The sequence below is a fragment of the Streptomyces sp. NPDC126510 genome (genome assembly GCF_040302345.1).
In the GTDB taxonomy this organism is placed as follows: domain Bacteria; phylum Actinomycetota; class Actinomycetes; order Streptomycetales; family Streptomycetaceae; genus Streptomyces.
In genome coordinates this window covers 51588-65739 of the sequence record NZ_JBEORR010000015.1, presented here as the reverse complement: position 1 = coordinate 65739, position 14152 = coordinate 51588, and the positions used below count along the sequence as shown (strand labels likewise).

General features: G+C 71.4%; 13 protein-coding genes. 7 read left to right on the top strand and 6 right to left on the bottom strand.

Annotated elements, in window-relative coordinates:
- Positions 1-42 precede the first annotated feature (42 nt).
- The 6 genes from dacB (at position 43) to folE (ending at position 7658) form a co-directional block, all read left to right on the top strand.
- Complete coding sequence (dacB, locus tag ABTX60_RS22380; RefSeq protein ID WP_352098763.1) at positions 43-1629, top strand: D-alanyl-D-alanine carboxypeptidase/D-alanyl-D-alanine endopeptidase; 1587 nt, start codon at positions 43-45, stop codon at positions 1627-1629.
- Between the two features lie 78 nt (positions 1630-1707).
- Entirely contained in the window at positions 1708-2847 is a 1140-nt protein-coding gene (locus ABTX60_RS22375; protein WP_352098762.1) for an Rv3626c family coenzyme F420 biosynthesis-associated protein, read from the top strand.
- 196 nt (positions 2848-3043) lie between these two features.
- Positions 3044-4078, top strand: coding sequence for a tRNA lysidine(34) synthetase TilS (tilS, locus tag ABTX60_RS22370; protein ID WP_352098761.1), 1035 nt, complete (start codon positions 3044-3046; stop codon positions 4076-4078).
- Positions 4079-4139: 61 nt separating this feature from the next.
- Positions 4140-4700, top strand: a complete 561-nt coding sequence (gene hpt / locus ABTX60_RS22365; RefSeq protein ID WP_053669745.1) for a hypoxanthine phosphoribosyltransferase — start codon at positions 4140-4142, stop codon at positions 4698-4700.
- Positions 4701-4885: 185 nt separating this feature from the next.
- Entirely contained in the window at positions 4886-6925 is a 2040-nt protein-coding gene (ftsH, locus tag ABTX60_RS22360) for an ATP-dependent zinc metalloprotease FtsH (RefSeq protein ID WP_352098872.1), read from the top strand.
- A 127-nt stretch (positions 6926-7052) separates the two neighbouring features.
- Positions 7053-7658 (top strand): GTP cyclohydrolase I FolE, encoded by a 606-nt coding sequence (gene folE / locus ABTX60_RS22355; protein WP_352098760.1) that lies wholly within the window; start codon positions 7053-7055, stop codon positions 7656-7658.
- A gap of 9 nt (positions 7659-7667) precedes the next feature.
- On the opposite strand, the gene ABTX60_RS22350 is transcribed toward folE, so the two are convergent.
- The 6 genes from ABTX60_RS22350 to ABTX60_RS22325 form a co-directional block, all read right to left on the bottom strand.
- Positions 7668-8156, bottom strand: coding sequence for a DUF3180 domain-containing protein (locus ABTX60_RS22350; protein ID WP_352098759.1), 489 nt, complete (start codon positions 8154-8156; stop codon positions 7668-7670).
- A 58-nt stretch (positions 8157-8214) separates the two neighbouring features.
- On the bottom strand, positions 8215-8826 hold the full coding sequence (folK, locus tag ABTX60_RS22345; protein ID WP_352098758.1) for a 2-amino-4-hydroxy-6-hydroxymethyldihydropteridine diphosphokinase: 612 nt from the start codon (positions 8824-8826) through the stop codon (positions 8215-8217).
- A complete protein-coding gene (gene folB, locus ABTX60_RS22340; RefSeq protein WP_352098757.1) occupies positions 8823-9182 on the bottom strand; it encodes a dihydroneopterin aldolase in 360 nt (119 codons plus the stop codon). Before folB ends, folK begins: the two co-directional genes overlap by 4 nt.
- Positions 9183-9419: 237 nt before the next feature.
- A complete protein-coding gene (locus ABTX60_RS22335; RefSeq protein WP_352098756.1) occupies positions 9420-9926 on the bottom strand; it encodes a nuclear transport factor 2 family protein in 507 nt (168 codons plus the stop codon).
- Positions 9923-10804 (bottom strand): dihydropteroate synthase, encoded by an 882-nt coding sequence (folP, locus tag ABTX60_RS22330; RefSeq protein ID WP_352098755.1) that lies wholly within the window; start codon positions 10802-10804, stop codon positions 9923-9925. The genes ABTX60_RS22335 and folP overlap by 4 nt, the downstream gene beginning before the upstream one ends.
- A gap of 72 nt (positions 10805-10876) precedes the next feature.
- The gene (locus tag ABTX60_RS22325; protein WP_352098754.1) at positions 10877-12712 is read right to left on the bottom strand and encodes a phosphatidylglycerol lysyltransferase domain-containing protein; all 1836 of its coding nucleotides are present in this window, start codon (positions 12710-12712) and stop codon (positions 10877-10879) included.
- A gap of 231 nt (positions 12713-12943) precedes the next feature.
- Here ABTX60_RS22325 and ABTX60_RS22320 point away from each other — a divergent pair, with 231 nt between their 5' ends.
- On the top strand, positions 12944-14062 hold the full coding sequence (locus ABTX60_RS22320; protein WP_352098753.1) for an alpha/beta hydrolase: 1119 nt from the start codon (positions 12944-12946) through the stop codon (positions 14060-14062).
- Positions 14063-14152 lie beyond the last annotated feature (90 nt).

The following is a 14152-nucleotide window of genomic DNA, read 5'->3' as shown; positions in this document are numbered from 1 at the left end:
TTAAGTGTCCCTCACGCAGGTGTGTGATCGCGAAAGGGGCTGGTGGTCGTGCCAGAGCTGAGGCCTTGGCGGGCCGCGAAACCGCACGTGGTGCGGCTCGCGGATGCCGTACGACCGCGCCTGGCACGGACCGCGGCGGCTGTGAAACCACGGCTCGCGCGGCTCGCCCGAGCCGGAGAACCGCAGGTCGCGAAGGTCGCGCGGCCGAAGACCTGGCAGTACACCGCGGGCGCCGCCACCGCCGGACTCGCACTGACCGCCGGTGTCGTGACCGCCGCCGGTCCCTGGGACTCCTCGGGTCAGCGTACGGCCGAGCGGGACCGGGCAGTGGCCCTGGGCCGCGCGGGTGGCACAGATCACGGCAGCGCCCCCGGCGCGCCCGGCCGGCCCCGGCCCGCCCCCAGCGCCGGACCCGTGCTGACCGGCCTCGGCGGCGTCAGCACCGTGAAGTCCGCCCCGCACGGCAAGGCCCTCACGGACGCCCTGCGCCCCCTGCTCAAGGACCCGGCCCTCGGCCCCCGGCCCGCCGCGGCCGTCATGGACGTGACCACCGGCCGGCGCGTGTTCGGCTCCGGCGCGGGCGCCGCGCTCACCCCCGCCTCCACGACGAAGATCGCCACGGCCGTCGCCGCGCTGTCCGCGATGGGCCCGGACCGCCGCCTCACCACGCGCGCCGCGCTGGAGCCCGACACGAAGGAAGTCGTCCTGGTCGGGGGCGGCGACCCCACCCTCACCGCCCGGAAGAAGGCCGGGGGCTCCGCGAGTCTGCGCACCCTGGCCGCGCGCACGGCCGCCGCGCTCGCCGACCGGGGCGTGCGCGAGGCGACCCTCTCCTACGACACGACCCTCTACGCGGGCGACGAAAAACACCCGATCGGGGACAACCCCAACCTCGCCCTCGTCAGCCCCCTGATGGCCGACGAAGGCCGCACGAACGACTCGGAGCGCGGCCCGGTCGAGCGCGTGAAGGACCCGGCGGCGGACGCGGCACGCCGGTTCGGGGAGCTCCTGACGTCGCACGGCATCAAGACCACGGCCCCCGGCCCGTCCAAGGCCACGACCCGCGCCGAGACCCTCGCGGCCGTCTCCTCGCCCCCGCTCTCCGCCCTGGTCGAGCGCATGCTGACCAACAGCGACAACGACATCGCCGAGGCACTCGCCCGCCAGACGGCGATCGCCACGGGCGAACGCGCCGACTTCGCCGGGGCCGGCGAGGCCATCGGCTCCCAGTTGCACAAGCTCGGCCTCCCCCTCAAGGGAGCCGCCTTCAGGGACGGCAGCGGCCTCGACCGCGCCGACCGGCTGACCCCCGACCTCCTCACCGCGCTGCTCGCGAAGGCGGGCGACCCCTCCCACCCGGAGCTGCGCCCGGCCCTCACCGGCCTTCCCGTCGCCGGCTTCACCGGCACCCTGACCACCCGCTACCACGACGGGGCGTCCGGCGTCGTCCGCGCCAAGACCGGCACCCTCTCCGGCGTCCACACCCTCGCGGGCACCCTGGTCGACGAGGACGGCCGCCTGCTGGCCTTCGCGTTCATGGCCTCCGGCACGGACCCCGGCGCGCCGACGGCGTCCCAGCAGGCCCTGGACCGGATCGCGACGGCTCTGGCGGCGTGCGGCTGCGGGTGACCGCCCGGACCGCCCCTCGGCGGGGCTCCGCCCGTCGCCGCCCTGCCCCAGCGGGCGGCCCTCACGTACGGTTGACGCATGACGAGCATCGGTGGTGCTTCAACCGGCATGGTCGACTGGAATCTCGCGGTCGCGACCGCGACCCGGCTCGTACGGCCGGGCCCCGAGGTCAGTCGCGACGAGGCCCGGGCCGTCGTCGCGGAGCTGCGCCGGCATGCCAAGGCCTCGGAGGTACACGTCCGGGAATTCACCCGTCTGGGCACCGAGGAGGGGCACGACACCCCCGTCCTCGTCGTCGACCGGCCGGGCTGGATCCGGGCGAACGTCGCCGGGTTCCGGGAGATCCTCCGGCCCCTGCTCGACAAGATGCAGGAGCGGCGCGGCAGCACCACCGGCGGTGGGGTCATGAGCGCCGTCGGCGGCAAGGTCACCGGCGTCGAACTCGGCATGCTGCTGTCCTTCCTGGCCTCCCGGGTCCTCGGCCAGTACGAGACCTTCGCCCCCGCGGCCGGCGACCTCCCCTCCGGCGGTCCCTCCGACGGCCCGGGCGGCGGCAGGCTGTTGCTCGTCGCCCCGAACATCGTCCACGTGGAGCGCGAACTCGACGTCGACCCGCACGACTTCCGGCTCTGGGTCTGCCTGCACGAGGAGACGCACCGCACCCAGTTCACCGCCGTGCCCTGGCTGCGGGACCACCTGGAGGGTGAGGTCCAGTCCTTCCTCCAGGAGACCGACGTCGACCCCATGACCGTCCTGGAACGCGTCCGGGAAGCCGCCCAGAGCCTCGCCGGGGGCCGCCCGGAGGCCGAGGAGGACGACGGCGGCCGCTCCCTCGTCGAGATCGTCCAGACCCCCGCCCAGCGCGAGATCCTCGGCCGTCTCACAGCCGTGATGTCCCTCCTGGAGGGGCACGCCGACTTCGTGATGGACGGCGTCGGCCCGGACGTCGTGCCGAGCGTCGGGGAGATCCGCGAGAAGTTCCAGCAGCGCCGCGCCAAGGGCGCCTCCCGCCTGGACCTGGCCCTGCGCAAGCTGCTCGGCCTGGACGCCAAGCTCCGGCAGTACCGGGACGGCGAACGCTTCGTACGGGCCGTCGTCGACGAGGTCGGCATGGACGGCTTCAACCGCGTGTGGACCTCGCCCAACACCCTCCCCACCAAGTCGGAGATCGCCAAACCGGCGGACTGGGTCGCGCGGGTGCATCGCAGGGCCGAGTAGTGAACATCGCGGGAAGGTCGTGAAGGGAAACCGGCCGACGGCAGGCGAACGCCCCTCCAATCACCCGTCCGAGGGACCGTGAGGCAGGGGTAGGCGTGCAATGCTCGGGGAACGGCCCGGTTCTGTCACCATCTACATACTCTGCGTGACCGGCACGCGGGCTCACCCCCCGAAAACTTCATGAAGGGAACCGGACATGGGTCCCCATCCTGCGGTCGCGGCGATACGCCTGGCGGTCCGCCGCGTCCTCCACGACCTCCTCACCGAACACCACCGCGCCCCCGCCGCGGTCCCGCACGCCTCCCCGCACGAGCTTCCCCCGCCGCTCGTGCTCGTGGCGTGCTCCGGCGGCGCCGACTCGATGGCCCTCGCCTCGGCCCTCGCCTTCGAGGCCCCCAAGCTCGGCATCAGAGCCGGTGGCGTCACCGTCGACCACGGCCTCCAGACCGGCTCCGACCTGCGCGCCGCCGAAGTCCTCCAGCGCCTGCGCGAACTCGGCCTCGACCCCGTCGACTCCGTAGCCGTCACCGTCGGCCGCGCCGGCGGACCCGAGGCCGCCGCCCGCGACGCCCGCTACGCCGCGCTCGACACCGCGGCCGAACGCCACGGCGCCGCCGCGGTCCTGCTCGGCCACACCCGCGACGACCAGGCCGAAACCGTCCTCCTCGGGCTCGCCCGGGGCTCCGGCATCCGCTCCCTGTCCGGAATGGCCGCGGTCTCGGGGGCCGGCGGCCGTTACCGGCGCCCCTTCCTGGAACTCGACCGGCAGACCGCCCGCAAGGCCTGCATGGTCCAGTCCCTGCCCGTCTGGGACGATCCCCACAACGCCGACCCGGCCTACACCCGCTCCCGGCTCCGCCACGAGGGCCTGCCCGCCCTGGAGAAGGCCCTCGGCAAAGGCGTCGTCGAGGCCCTCGCCCGGACGGCCCAGCTCTCCCGCGACGACGCCGACGCCCTGGACTCCTGGGCCGGCCAGGCCGAGGCCACCGTCCGCGACGCCGCCGGGCTCCTGGAGTGCGCCAAGCTCTACGCGCTGCCGCCCGCCGTACGCCGCCGCATCCTGCGCCGGGCCGCCATCGCGGCCGGTGCGCCCGCCGGCTCGCTGTTCGCCCGCCACATCGAGGAAGTCGACCGGCTGATCACCGGCTGGCGCGGTCAGGGAGCCATCAACCTCCCCGGCAAGGTCGTGGCCCGGCGGCAGGGTGGCAGACTGGTGATTCGGCAAGGCTGAAGCGCGACCCCTCCCCGCAGCCGGCGGAGGGGCCGCTCGGCCGGTGGGACGACCGAAAGTGATGCGGGTGGACGCGAAAGACATGGGTGCCGACCTCGAGAAGGTGCTCATCACCAAGGAAGAGATCGACGCCAAGCTGGCCGAGCTGGCCGCGAAGATCGACGCGGAGTACGCGGGCAAGGACCTGCTGATCGTCGGAGTCCTCAAGGGCGCGGTGATGGTCATGGCCGACCTCGCGCGGGCGCTGTCCACCCCCGTCACCATGGACTGGATGGCCGTATCCTCGTACGGGGCGGGCACCCAGTCCTCCGGTGTGGTGCGGATCCTCAAGGACCTCGACACCGACATCAAGGGCAGGCACGTCCTGATCGTCGAGGACATCATCGACTCCGGCCTGACCCTGTCCTGGCTGCTCTCCAACCTCGGCTCGCGCGAGCCCGCCTCCCTCAAGGTGTGCACGCTGCTGCGCAAGCCCGAGGCCGCGAAGGTCGCCATCGACGTGGAATGGGTCGGCTTCGACATCCCCAACGAATTCGTCGTGGGGTACGGACTCGACTACGCCGAGAAGTACCGCAACCTCCCGTTCGTCGGTACGCTCGCGCCCCACGTGTACGGCGGCTGAGAACCCGGCCGGAGTGCCGTGACGTGATCGGGAACCCCAGCGGGCTTCCCGCCGTTGGAGCAGGCGTAGGCGGATCGCCAGCTGTCCCACGCGGCTTCAGGTGACAATGCTGGGGTACCGTCCGAAGAACAGTCTTTATCAAACTCACTATGGCAGGAGGGACGGGGCGGCACCGCTCCGTATGGATGGACGTGAAGCGATACTTCCGTGGGCCGGTCATGTGGATCGTGCTGGCCGTCCTTGCCGTGGTCGTGTTGATGCAGGTCGTCGGCTCGTCCGGCGGCTACAAGACGGTGGACACCGGCCAGGTCGTCCAGGCGATCAACCAGAACAAGGTCGAGTCGGCCAAGCTGACCACCGGTGACGAGCAGACCATCAAGGCCACGCTCAAAGACGGTGTGAAGGTCCAAGGCAGCTCGAAGATCCAGGCGAGCTACATCGGCGACCAGGGCGTCGACATCGCCAACACGCTGCAGAACAAGTACCAGGACAAGCAGATCCCGGACGGCTACACGGTTTCGCCGTCCAAGCAGAACCCGTTCGTCGGCATCCTGCTCTCCCTGCTGCCCTTCGTACTGATCGTGGTCGTGTTCCTGTTCCTGATGAATCAGATGCAGGGCGGCGGCTCCCGGGTCATGAACTTCGGGAAGTCCAAGGCGAAGCTCATCACCAAGGACACCCCCAAGACCACCTTCTCCGACGTCGCCGGATCCGACGAGGCCGTCGAGGAGCTCCACGAGATCAAGGAGTTCCTGCAGGAGCCGGCCAAGTTCCAGGCCGTCGGCGCCAAGATCCCCAAGGGCGTCCTGCTCTACGGGCCTCCCGGCACCGGCAAGACCCTGCTCGCGCGTGCCGTCGCGGGCGAGGCCGGCGTCCCGTTCTACTCGATCTCCGGTTCCGACTTCGTCGAGATGTTCGTCGGTGTCGGTGCCTCCCGAGTCCGTGACCTGTTCGAGCAGGCCAAGGCGAACGCCCCGGCGATCGTCTTCGTCGACGAGATCGACGCGGTCGGCCGCCACCGCGGCGCCGGCCTCGGCGGCGGTCACGACGAGCGCGAGCAGACCCTGAACCAGCTCCTCGTCGAGATGGACGGCTTCGACGTCAAGGGCGGCGTGATCCTCATCGCCGCGACGAACCGGCCCGACATCCTCGACCCGGCGCTGCTGCGTCCCGGCCGTTTCGACCGGCAGATCGCCGTCGACCGCCCGGACATGCAGGGCCGTCTGGAGATCCTCAAGGTCCACCAGAAGGGCAAGCCGGTCGCGCCCGACGTCGACCTGTCGGCCATGGCCCGCCGCACGCCCGGCATGACGGGTGCCGATCTGGCCAACGTGCTGAACGAGGCCGCCCTGCTGACGGCCCGCAGCGACAAGAAACTGATCGACAACCACATGCTGGACGAGGCGATCGACCGTGTGGTCGCGGGCCCGCAGAAGCGGACCCGGATCATGTCGGACAAGGAGAAGAAGATCACCGCGTACCACGAGGGCGGTCACGCCCTGGTCGCGGCGGCCTCGCCGAACTCCGATCCCGTCCACAAGATCACGATCCTGTCGAGAGGCCGCGCCCTCGGCTACACGATGGTGCTGCCGGACGAGGACAAGTACTCGACCACGCGCAACGAGATGCTCGACCAGCTGGCCTACATGCTGGGCGGCCGCGCGGCCGAGGAGCTCGTCTTCCACGACCCGACCACGGGTGCCGCCAACGACATCGAGAAGGCCACGGGCCTGGCCCGCGCGATGGTCACGCAGTACGGCATGACCGAGCGTCTCGGCGCGATCAAGTTCGGTGGCGACAACACCGAGCCCTTCCTCGGCCGTGAGATGTCTCACCAGCGCGACTACTCGGAAGAGGTCGCCGCGCTCGTGGACGAAGAGGTCAAGAAGCTCATCGAGACGGCGCACAACGAGGCCTGGGAGATCCTCGTCGAGAACCGCGACGTCCTCGACAACCTCGTGCTGCAGCTGCTGGAGAAGGAGACGCTCGGCAAGGAGGAGATCGCCGAGATCTTCGCGCCGATCGTCAAGCGCCCGCCGCGACCTGCCTGGACGGGTTCCTCCCGCCGTACGCCCTCCACCCGTCCCCCGGTCCTCTCCCCCAAGGAGCTGGCCCTGACGAACGGGGCGAACGGCGCGACGCCGGCCATCTCCACCGCGAAGAGCACCGCGGCGGACCCCGCCCCGGCACCCGAGCGGACCCCGGAGGACCGCCCCGAGAGCTGACCCGAGCTCTCCCGGCGGCCCACCGCCCCGGAATGGATGCCGCGCCCCCCAGGTTTTAGCCTGGGGGGCGCGGCTTTTCGCCATTTCCGCAGGCCGCCCCGTGAAGGACACAGGAACGAGGCAGCAGATGACCGACCCCGTGGCGCTGGACGGCGACGGCCAGATCGGCGAGTTCGACGAGAAGCGCGCCGAGAACGCCGTACGCGAACTCCTGATCGCGGTCGGCGAGGACCCGGACCGCGAGGGCCTCCGCGAGACACCGGCGCGGGTGGCGCGGGCGTACAAGGAGATATTCGCGGGGTTGTGGCAGCAGCCGGAGGACGTACTGACGACGACGTTCGACATCGGGCACGACGAGATGGTGCTCGTGAAGGACATTGAGGTGTACTCGACATGTGAGCATCATCTGGTGCCGTTCCGGGGCGTCGCTCACGTCGGGTACATCCCGTCGACCAGCGGCAAGATCACCGGGCTGTCGAAGCTGGCCCGGCTCGTGGACGTCTATGCCCGGCGCCCTCAGGTGCAGGAGCGACTGACGACGCAGATCGCGGACTCGCTGATGGAGATACTGGAGCCGCGCGGGGTCATCGTGGTCGTGGAGTGCGAGCACATGTGCATGTCGATGCGCGGGATCCGCAAGCCGGGCGCCAAGACGCTCACGTCGGCCGTGCGGGGGCAGCTGAGGGACATGGCGACGCGGAACGAGGCGATGAGCCTCATCATGGCGCGCTGACGGTCTGCGTCAGACCGTCGGTGCCACTCCCGTGCCGTCGTTCTCGTCGTCCTCGGGGAGTTTGCAGACCCGCTCCAGGAAGATCGCGGCCGCTATGACGCCGATGCCCGCGAGAACGGAGAAGCCGGCGTAGATGGCCTGGTCGCGGCGGGCGGGGATGTCGAGGGATTCCAGGAGGAAGACGCCGGTGCCGCCGTACATGCCGGCGACGAGGGCGGCGACCAGGGCGCTGGCGTGGCCGAAGACGACCGCCCGGGCCGCCATGAGGGGGTCGACGCCCTTCGCCTCGGGGCGGCGCTCGCGCTGGGCCTTGAGACGGGCGCGGATGGAGAGCGCCGTGGCCAGCAGGACCACGGCGATCACGGCGAGGACGATGGGGGCGGCCAGTGGGACGCTCGGGAGCGTGCCGACCGAGTTCCACAGGCGGGCGCCCGCCCAGGACAGGATTCCGGCCACGACGAAGACGCCGGCCAGCACCCGGATACGCAGCTCTCTCACGGTGTCCCTTCGTTCCCCCGGCTTCCGGCCCGGTTCGCGGCCGTCTTGACCTTAACGGCTACTCGGGCAGCCGGAGTTCCAGGTCCGGGCGGGGCGCGACCCCGGCCCGGGTGACGGCGTCGAGGAAAGCGGCGACGGGGCCGCGGCCGGGCAGCTGGGCCTCGGGGTCCAGGTCGTGCCAGGGGGCCAGGACGAAGGCGCGCTCGTGGGCGCGGGGGTGGGGGAGGGTGAGCTGCGGGTCGTCGGAGACGACATCGGCGTAGGAGACGATGTCGACGTCGAGGGTGCGGGGGCCCCAGTGCTCGTCCCGGACACGGTGGAAGGCCTCCTCGACCGCGTGCGCGCGCTCCAGGAGCGAGGACGGCGGGAGGGTGGTCTTGAGGACCACGACGGCGTTGAAGTAGGCGGGCTGGCTGCCGGGCTCCACGCCCCAGGGCTCGGTCTCGTAGACGGGGGAGACGCCCTTGACGCGGACGCCGGGCGTGTCCTCCAGGGCGTCGACGGCTCCCTGGAGGGTCTCCAGGCGGTTGCCGAGGTTGGAGCCGAGGGCGACCACGGCCCGTTTGGGGTTGGACAGGGTCGTGTCGGCGGCGTCGACCTTCTCGACGACGGAGGCGGGCACCGGCTGTACGGTCGGGTCGGTCGGACCCTTGATGAAGGGCGCGGTCATACTCGGCTCCGGGTGATGGTGACGGTCACGTCGTCGAAGGGGACGGTGATCGGGGCGTTCGGCTTGTGGACGCAGACCTCGACCTCCTGGACTCCCTCGTGCTTCAGACAGGCCTGGGCGATGCGCTCGGCGAGCGTCTCGATGAGGTCGACGGGCTCGCCCTGCACGACGGCCACGACCTCCTCCGCCACGATGCCGTAGTGCACGGTCTTCGCCAGGTCGTCGTCGGCCGCGGCCGGTCGGGTGTCCAGGCCGAGGACGAGGTCCACGATGAAGGTCTGGCCCTCCGCGCGTTCCTCGGGGAACACGCCGTGGTGCCCGCGGGCCTTCAGGCCGCGCAGCGCGACACGATCCACGCGAATCACTCCTGCAATCGTCGGTCAGGGCCGGTGGGTGCCGTGTGCGGTCGGCACACCGGCCTCGGTCGAATCTACCTGCGCGCACGGGCGGGCCCGGGCCACGGGGGCCGGGGCCGGCGGCGGGCCCGGCAGGGTTCATCCGGCGTTTTCCCTGGGGAACCCGTCGGTGCACAGGTTGGTAGCCGCCCCTACCCGGGCGTCCGTGATTCCAACCACTTCCTGGCGCGTACCCACTCAGTCGGGGGTGTCGTCCTGCTCTTCCTCGTCTGTTTCCGCCAGGACGGGGGAAGCGTGGTGCGACCAGATCTTCCACCCCTGGGGCGTGCGCCGGAACACGTTGGTGGCGACCACGAGCTGTCCGACGAGCGGGCCGAGCTCCTCGCCGGCGCCCTCGGGTGCGGGTCCGCCGCTGAGGATGTTCTCCGTGCAGTTCACCAGGGCGGTGTCGCCGGTGACCGAGACGTGCACGTCGGTCAGGAAGAACTGGATGTAGTCGGTGTTCGCCATGATCAGCGCGTACGACCTGAGGACCTCGCCGCGGCCGGTGAGCACGGGCCAGCCGGGGTGCACGCAGGAGACCACGCCGGTGTCGGCCGGGTCGTGGTACGTCTCGTCGACGCCCAGGTCGGAGGGGGTCAGCCAGAGCGACGCCAGTTCCTCGAAGTCGCCCTGCTCCAGCGCCTCGTAGAAGGCGGTGTTGGCGGCCTCGACCTGTTCGACGTCGGTGTGCGGGGCGCTCACCGGGCTCCTTCCGCGCCGGTGCGGGCTCCTTCGATGGCGCGGGCGACCCGTACGGCGTCCGCGGTGGCGCGCACTTCGTGGACGCGGACCGCCCATGCGCCGGCGTGCGCCGCGAGCGCGGAGACGGCCGCGGTGGCGGCGTCGCGTTCGCGTGCGGGCGGCGGGGGGCCGTCGGGGCCGGCGAGGACCCGGCCGAGGAAGCGTTTGCGGGAGGCGGCGACGAGCAGCGGGTGGCCGAGGGCGAGGACCCGGTCGAGGCCCGCGAGGAGGGCGAGGTCGTGCTCGGCGTCCTTGGAGAAGCCGAGGCCGGGGTCGACGACGACGCGGTCGGGGGCGATGCCGCCGGCCAGGACGGCCTCCACGCGCGCGTGCAGTTCGTCGACGACTTCGGTGACGACGTCGGCGTATTCGCCCCTGACGTTGCCGCCCTGGAGGAAGCCGCGCCAGTGCATGACGACGAAGGGGGCGCCGGCGTCGGCGACGGCCGGGATCATGCGGGGGTCGGCGAGGCCGCCGCTGACGTCGTTGACGAGGGCGGCACCGGACGCGAGGGCCCGTTCGGCGACGGAGGCGCGCATGGTGTCGACGGAGACCGTGACGCCCTCGGAGGCCAGGCCGCGGACGACGGGGATGACACGCCGCAGCTCCTCGTCCTCGTCGACGCGGGTGGCGCCGGGGCGGGTGGACTCGCCGCCGACGTCGACCAGGTCCGCGCCCTCGGTGACCAGGCCGAGGCCGCGTTTGACGGCGGCCGTGGTGTCGAAGAAGCGGCCGCCGTCGGAGAAGGAGTCGGGGGTGACGTTCACGACTCCCATGACCGCGCAGCGGTCCCGTTCCGGTAGGCCCGCCACGCGCCCGCGTCCGCTCTGGTTGCTCATATGTTCAGCGTAGGCCCCGGCGGGGGCCGTCCGGCGCTGCCGCCCGGGCGACAGTCCCGGGCGGGGCGGGGGTCACGCCGCACGGACATCCCGTTCCGCCGGGGCGCCGTGGGCGCAGGGGCGGGGGGTGGCCAGGCGCCGGCGGCGCAGGAAGCGCGGCAGGGGCAGGGCGAGGGTGACGAAGCCCTCGGCCTGCATGGCGGCGAAACCGATCCGGGGCAGGTCGGCGGGGGCGCGGTAGACGACGAAGCGGGGCTCCCAGCGCGGCTGGAACTTGGCGTTGAACTTGTAGAGGGACTCGATCTGGAACCAGCGGGAGAGGAAGACCAGCAGTCCGCGCCAGGCGCGCAGCACCGGGCCGGCGCCGATCTTCTCGCCGCGGGCCAGCGCCGCGCGGAACATGGCGAAGTTGAGGGAGACGCGTGTGATGCCGAACCGGGGGGCGGCCTGGAGGGCGGCCACGATGAGCAGCTCGTTCATGCCGGGGTCGGCCGAGCGGTCGCGGCGCATCAGGTCCAGGGAGGCGCCGTCGGTGCCCCAGGGCACGAAGTGCAGGATCGCCTTCAGGTCGCCGTAGGGGCCGGGGTGGTCGTCCTGTTTGTGGGCGGTGGCGATGAGGCAGTCGCCGTCGGCGGGGTCGCCGACGCGGCCGAGGGCCATGGAGAAGCCGCGTTCGGTGTCGGTGCCGCGCCAGTCGTCGGCGGCGCGGCGGATGCGCTCCAGCTCGGCCTCGCCGAGGTCACGGACACGTCGTACCCGGGTTTCGTAACCGGCGCGCTCGATGCGCTTGACCATCTGGCGCACGTTGCGCATCGCGCGGCCGGCGAGGGAGAAATCCGCGGTGTCCACCACCGCCTCGTCGCCCAGTTCGAGGGCGTCGAGCCCGGTCTCGCGGGTCCACACCTCGCCACCGGTCTCGGAGCAGCCCATGACGGCGGGGGTCCAGGAGTGGGCCCTGGCCTCGTCCATGAACCGTTCGATGGCGCCGGGCCAGGCCTCGACGTCGCCGATCGGGTCGCCGCTGGCGAGCATCACGCCGGAGACGACACGGTAGGTCACCGCCGCCTTGCCGCTGGGGGAGAAGACGACGGCCTTGTCGCGGCGCAGCGCGAAGTGGCCGAGGGAGTCGCGGCGCCCGTGCTTCTCCAGCAGGGCGCGCAGCAGGGCCTCGTCCTCCTCGGTGAGCTGCGCGGCCGGGTGCTCGGGGCGGAAGGCCAGGTAGATGGTGGTGACGGCGGTGAGCAGGCCGAGGGCGCCGAGGGAGAAGGCGACGGTCCAGGAGGTGTCGCCCCGGTAGTCGACAGGGCCTTCGAAGCCGAACAGGCCGTAGATGACGTGGGTGATGCGGTCGGCGAGGCTGGGGTCGCCGATGATGCGCCCGCTGTGGACGCTGACGACGAGCAGTCCGAGCGCGAGCGAACCGGCGCTCATGAGCACGAAGTTGGCGAGTGCCTTCCAGCGGCTGCGCGGGTCGGGCAGGGCGTTGAACTGGTCGCGGTGGCGCAGCAGGGGCGCGAGCAGCAGCAGGGAGATCAGCACACCCACGAGCGAGTGCCGGTAGGTGAACTGGGCGACGGCACCGGCGGGCAGGAGCGCCACCGCGGCCCGCCAGGCCCGGCGCTTGCCGCGCTTGAGGCCGTGGGCGAGCAGCAGCAACAGCACGCCGGTGCTGAGGGACAGGGCGGCCGCGAACGGGCCGAGCGCGCCGGGCAGGACCTCGGCGATGGCGTGCATCTTGCTGTGCCGGAAGCGGGGGAAGACGCCCGCGGCGATGTCCAGGACGCCCACCAGGGCGCAGGCTCTGCCGACGAGGACGGGGACGGCCTCGGGGCGTGGCCCGCTCAGTATCCGGCTCATCCGGCCCGGGTGGGCCGTGCCGCTGCTGCGACGCGGAACCCCACCCGACATTTCCTCATCTGTCCTGACAGACATCGCATCCCGTAGTTCTGCGAGAGACCTTGGATCCGGTGCCGTTTCGGGCATCCGGCGACATTGCGCCCTCTAGGACGGTGTCTCGGGGAGAGAGGTTCACTCCCCACGTCAAAGGCGTTTCAAAGGCCTAGGAAAGTCCGGGACAAGCCCTTGCGAAGGTGTGAGGGGGACGGGCCCGGACGGAGAGTGCGGACAGGTGACCGACCCATGGGTCTGACGAGCAACGAGGTGCTGGCGCTGGCCGTGCTGTCCGCCGTGCTGCTGTTCGCCGGCACGGTCCGGCTGTGGCCACGGCTGGCCCGGCGCAGTCTGCGTGCCGTGAGCGGGCGGGTCGTCCTGCTGCTGGGCACCCAGGTGGCGCTGTTCGCCGCCGTGGGCCTGGCCGCCAACCAGTCCTTCGGGTTCTACGCGAGCTGGGCGGACCTGTTCGGGCAGGAGAAGGACCAGGGCGTGGTCGTCGACCACACGCCGGGCGGCGGTCCGCTGGAGGTGCTCGGTTCACGCCGGGTGCCGGGGGCGGGCGGTGCGCTGCCGGGGTCCGGCGGCCGGGTCCAGCGGGTCGGCATCATGGGCCGTACGACGCACATCGCCACGCCCGCGTACGTCTATCTGCCGCCGGAGTACTTCCAGCCGCGGTACCGCACGCACCGGTTTCCCACCGCCGTCGTGCTGACGGGTTATCCGGGCACGGCGTCGGCGCTGGTGGAGAAGCTCCGCTATCCGCGTACGGCTCTGGAACTGGCCCGGGCGGGCCGGGCGAAGCCGATGATCCTCGTGATGCTGCGGCCCACCGTGGCACCGCCCCGGGACACCGAGTGCGTCGACATCCCGGGCGGCCCGCAGACCGAGTCGTTCTTCGCGAAGGATCTCCCCGACGCGTTGCGCTCGCACTACAGGGTGGCGGAAAAGCCGGGCGGTCTGGGCATCATCGGCAACTCCACGGGGGGTTACTGCGCGTTGAAGATCGCCCTGCACCATCCCGGTGTGTACGCCGCCGGGGCCGGTCTGTCGGCTTACTACAAGGCGCCGCTCGACGCCACGACAGGCGATCTCTTCCAGGGCGACAAGGCGCTGCGCAATCGCGCGGATCTGCAGTGGTACCTCCGGCACGAGCCCGCTCCCGATACCTCCCTGCTGGTCAGCAGCAGCAAACAGGGAGAGACCAACTACAAGGACACGCTGAGGTTCATCGAGCGGGTGGAGGGCACCGGGCGGACGCGGATCTCGTCGATCATCCTCGATAGCGGCGGGCACAACTTCAACACCTGGCGGCGCGAGATTCCGGCGGCGCTGGAGTGGATGAGCGAGCGGCTGAGCGGGCCATGAAAACGATCTTGGGAATTGGGTGAGCGATCGATTCCGGTTGTTCCCGAGTTCTGAAGTGGTGTGAACGTTTCGGTACGGCTTTGTTTTTGC